The sequence below is a fragment of the Rhizobacter sp. P5_A1 genome (genome assembly GCF_056400745.1).
In genome coordinates this window covers 1-3,831 of sequence record NZ_JBFUKR010000064.1, presented here as the reverse complement: position 1 = coordinate 3,831, position 3,831 = coordinate 1, and the positions used below count along the sequence as shown (strand labels likewise).

At 67.1% G+C, this 3,831-nt stretch carries 4 protein-coding genes; all 4 read left to right on the top strand.

The window, feature by feature from the left end; translation table 11 throughout:
- Positions 1-458 (top strand): cation:dicarboxylate symporter family transporter (locus AC1DTW_RS27990; RefSeq protein WP_477985293.1); only part of this gene is annotated, 458 nt, incomplete at its 5' end.
- 32 nt (positions 459-490) lie between these two features.
- Positions 491-1,828 (top strand): NAD(P)/FAD-dependent oxidoreductase, encoded by a 1,338-nt coding sequence (locus tag AC1DTW_RS27985; RefSeq protein WP_477985291.1) that lies wholly within the window; start codon positions 491-493, stop codon positions 1,826-1,828.
- 31 nt (positions 1,829-1,859) lie between these two features.
- Positions 1,860-3,542, top strand: a complete 1,683-nt coding sequence (locus tag AC1DTW_RS27980) for a PHA/PHB synthase family protein (RefSeq protein WP_477985289.1) — start codon at positions 1,860-1,862, stop codon at positions 3,540-3,542.
- A 50-nt stretch (positions 3,543-3,592) separates the two neighbouring features.
- A partial coding sequence (locus AC1DTW_RS27975) for a thiolase family protein (RefSeq protein WP_477984602.1) occupies positions 3,593-3,831 on the top strand: 239 nt, incomplete at its 3' end.

Below are 3,831 nucleotides of genomic sequence, written 5' to 3'. Positions count from 1 at the left end.
GCCTGGTGATCCCGACGGGCTACTCGTTCAACCTCGACGGCACCTCGATCTACCTGACGATGGCGGCGGTGTTCATCGCGCAGGCCACCAACACGCCGATGTCGCTGACCCAGCAGATCACGCTGCTGCTGGTGCTGCTGCTGACCTCCAAGGGCGCGGCGGGCGTGACCGGCAGCGGCTTCATCGTGCTGGCGGCCACGCTCTCGGCGGTCGGCCACGTGCCGGTGGCCGGGCTGGCACTGATCCTGGGCATCGACCGCTTCATGTCGGAGGCGCGCGCGCTCACCAACCTGATCGGCAACGGCGTGGCCACGATCGTGGTCGCACGGTGGACCGGCGACCTCGACACCGAACGCCTGCACCGCCACCTCGACCATGAATCCACCGCCGAAGCCGATGCGCCGGAGGACGTGCTCGACGCGGCACAGGCACGCATGCCGGTGAGCGCCGCCCGCTGACGCCAGAAGACACGCTGCCACAGCCCCTACGCATGAACAGCGCCGCACCGCCAAGACACCGGATCGTCATCGTCGGCGGTGGCGCCGGTGGCCTTGAATTGGCCACGCGGCTCGGCGATTCGCTGGGCAAGCGCAAGCTCGCCGAGGTCACGCTGATCGACAAGAACCGCACCCATGTCTGGAAGCCCAAGCTGCACGAAATCGCTTCCGGCAGCATGGATCTGAGCGCGCACGAGGTCGACTATCTGGCTCAGGCGCACTGGCATCATTTCCGCTTCCGGATCGGCGAGTTGATGGGGCTGGACCGCGAACGCCGCGAGGTGCGCGTGGCCCCGTATGTCGATGACGAGGGCAGGGAGGTCACTCCCGACCGCGTGTTCGGCTACGACACACTGGTGCTGGCGCTGGGCAGCCTCAGCAATGACTTCGGGACACCCGGCGTTTGCGAACATGCACTGAGGCTCGAGTCGAAGGCGGACGCGCAGCGATTTCATGCACGAATGGTCAACGCCTGCATTCGCGCCCACGCGCAGACCACGCCCTTGCGGCCCGAACAGTTGCATGTGGCGATCATCGGCGCCGGCGCCACCGGCGTCGAACTGGCGGCCGAGCTGCACCGCACGACCCGCGAGGTGGTGGCCTTCGGACTCGACCGGGTCGACGCGGAAAAGGACATTCAGGTCAACGTCATCGAAGCTGCCGATCGCGTGCTGCCGGCGCTGCCCCCGCGTCTGTCGCACGCGACACAGGCGCTGCTGGCCAAGCTCGGTGTCGTGGTCCATACGTCCGCCAAGGTGGCAGAGGTGCTGCCGGACGGCGTGCGATTGGCCGACGGGCGCACCTTGCCCGCCGAACTGGTGGTGTGGGCGGCCGGTGTCAAGGCAGCGGATTTCCTGAAGGACATCGCGGGCCTGGAGACCAATCGCAGCAACCAGATCGTGGTTCGGCCCACGCTTCAGACGACGCGCGACGAGCGCATATTCGCCATCGGCGACTGCGCGGCATGTGCCTGGCCCGAAGCCAATGGCGGCAAGGGTGGATTCGTTCCGCCGCGCGCTCAGGCCGCGCATCAGCAGGCCTCGCACATGGCCGGACAGATTCGGCGCGTCATCGCAGCCCGGCCCCTCGAGCCGTACCGCTATCGCGACTTCGGCTCGCTGGTGTCGCTCGGCGAATTCAGCACCGTGGGGAACATGATGGGCGGTCTGATCGGCGGCAGCCTGATGATCGAGGGCGCGTTCGCCCGCCTGATGTATGTCTCGCTCTACAAGATGCACGAACTGGCGCTGCACGGCCTCTCCAAGGTCGCGCTCGACACCCTGTCGCGCCTGATCACGCGGCGCACCGAGCCGCACGTGAAGCTGCATTGACCGGCCGGTCGCGTTTCAACAGAGGATCAACATGTCGGCTGCTGCACCCCATCCCGCTCAATGGCTGGCCGATCTGATGGCGAGCCAGCGATCGGTGCTCCCATCGCCCGATCCTGCGGAGTCGGCAACGACGTGGGCCGGCTTCTCGGCCCAAGCCTTGGCGCCGTGGCTGCAGGCTGTCGATGCCGCCACGCAGTGGCAGCAGCAGGCGGTCCGGCAGATGACGTCGCCATGGGCCGGCGCAAAGCCCGACGACCGCCGATTTGCCGGTGAAGCGTGGCAGCAGGGGCCGCTCTTCGACGCACTGGCGCGTGCGTATCTGAACCAGTCGGCGCTCGTTCAGAAGACGCTGGCCGCGGCGCCGCTGGACCAGCGCAGCAAGGCGCAATGGGCCTTCGTGTTGCGGCAGGTGGTCGATGCCCTCAGTCCTGCCAACGCACTCATCACCAACCCCGAAGCGCTCCGGACCGCGGCGGAGTCCGGGGGCGCCAGCCTGGCCGAAGGCATGAGGCTGTTCGTGCAGGATCTCGCCAAGGGCCGCGTCTCGATGACCGACGACACGGCGTTCGAGGTCGGCCGCAACGTGGCGACCACGCCCGGGGACGTCGTGTTCGAGAACGAGCTGATGCAGCTCATTCAATACACGCCGGCCACGGCGCGCGTGCACAAGCGGCCGCTGCTGATCGTGCCGCCGTGCATCAACAAGTTCTACATCCTCGATCTGCAGCCCGACAACTCCTTCGTCGGTCACGCGGTTGCGCAGGGCCACACGGTGTTCCTCGTGTCGTGGCGCAACATCGGCCCGGAACAGCAGCGACTCTGCTGGGACGACTACCTCGAACAAGGCGTGATGCAGGCGATCGAGGTGTCGCTTTCGATCGGCGGCGCGGACAAGGTCAACACCCTGGGCTTCTGCGTCGGCGGCACGCTGCTCGCGAGCGCGCTGGCCGTCATGGCGGCGAAGAAGCGAGACAAGGTCGCGAGCATGACCTTGCTCACGACGATGCTCGACTTCGCCGACACCGGTGAACTGGGCCTGCTCGTGTCCGAACAGTCGGTCGCCTCGCGTGAGGCCGCCATCAGCCAGGGTGGCGTGATGAAAGGCAAGGAGCTGGCGCAGGTGTTCGCCGCGTTGCGTGCCAACGACTTGATCTGGCCCTACGTCGTCAGCGGTTATCTGAAGGGCAAGGCACCGGCGGCCTTCGATCTGCTGTTCTGGAACGCAGACGACTCGAACCTGCCGGGCCCGATGTTCTGCTGGTACCTGCGCAACACCTACCTTGAAAACAAGCTGCGCGAGCCCGGGGCGACCGTTCAGTGCGGCGTCCCCGTGGACCTCGGCGGGATCGACGTGCCGGCATTCCTCTATGCCTCGCGAGAAGACCACATCGTTCCGTGGCAGACGGCCTACGCGAGCACGCAACTGCTCGGCGGCGACGTCACCTTCGTGCTCGGCGGCAGCGGCCACATCGCCGGCGTGATCAACCCGCCGGCCAAGAAGAAGCGCAATCACTGGGTCGGCGACGTCAAGCCTGATGCGGGCGACTGGCTCGCAGACGCCAGCGACGTGCCCGGCAGCTGGTGGCCGCTGTGGATCGAATGGTTGCACGCGCATGCAGGCCCGATGGTTGCCGCACCGAAGTCGCCCGGCAGTCGCAAGCACTCGCCGATCGAACCCGCGCCCGGGAGCTATGTGAAGGCCAAGGCGCCGTAGCACCCGAGATTCATTTTTGACAGACCCGTTTGACTCAAAAGGAGAATCCCATGACCACCGATATCGTGATCGTCGCCGCCGCCCGCACTGCTGTTGGCAAGTTCGGCGGCACGCTGGCCAAGACGCCGGCGCCCGAGCTCGGCGCGGCCGTCGTCGCCGACCTGCTGCGCCGCGCGAACCTCAGCCCCGACCAGATCAACGAACTGATCCTGGGCCAGGTGCTGACCGCCGGCTCGGGCCAGAACCCGGCGCGCCAGACCGTGATCAAGGCCGGGCTGCCGCAGAGCGT

Bases quoted from the DNA above. Each gene is read 5' to 3' on its own strand.
- AC1DTW_RS27985 (WP_477985291.1), top strand. From the start codon at position 491: ATGAACAGCGCCGCACCGCCAAGACACCGGATCGTCATCGTCGGCGGT.
- AC1DTW_RS27980 (WP_477985289.1), top strand. From the start codon at position 1,860: ATGTCGGCTGCTGCACCCCATCCCGCTCAATGGCTGGCCGATCTGATG.